This is a genomic window from Neisseria sp. HMSC31F04 (assembly GCF_001807735.1).
In the GTDB taxonomy this organism is placed as follows: Bacteria; Pseudomonadota; Gammaproteobacteria; order Burkholderiales; family Neisseriaceae; genus Neisseria; species Neisseria elongata.
This window is the reverse complement of sequence record NZ_KV790831.1, coordinates 59832-60251: the sequence shown is the minus strand read 5'-3', so window position 1 is coordinate 60251 and position 420 is coordinate 59832. Positions and strand designations below refer to the sequence as shown.

1 CRISPR repeat array is annotated in these 420 nt (G+C 54.0%).

What is annotated here, in order from left to right:
- Position 1: 1 nt before the first annotated feature.
- Positions 2-420: direct repeats of the CRISPR family, unit length 25 nt; unit sequence CAACACACAGCCGCCTGAAGGCGGC.

Here is a 420-nt window from a genome sequence, read left to right as displayed (position 1 = left end):
TCAACACACAGCCGCCTGAAGGCGGCTGGCAGGATTGGTTTGAGCGATTGCTTTCGCAGGATTGTTTCAACACACAGCCGCCTGAAGGCGGCTGGGCGTAAAGTTGTCCCGCTCCATCTGCGTCATGTTGTTTCAACACACAGCCGCCTGAAGGCGGCTGGACGATTCCAATCGGAATCATAATAAAAACAGGATGTTTCAACACACAGCCGCCTGAAGGCGGCTGGGTAGCATTCGCAGACAGGGCGCTGTCTAACCGTGTTTCAACACACAGCCGCCTGAAGGCGGCTGGAAATTCGATATGTTTCATTTCCCTCTTTCGAATAGTTTCAACACACAGCCGCCTGAAGGCGGCTGGAAAGTAGCCTGTCACCGAAAACCCGTCCAAATCGTTTCAACACACAGCCGCCTGAAGGCGGC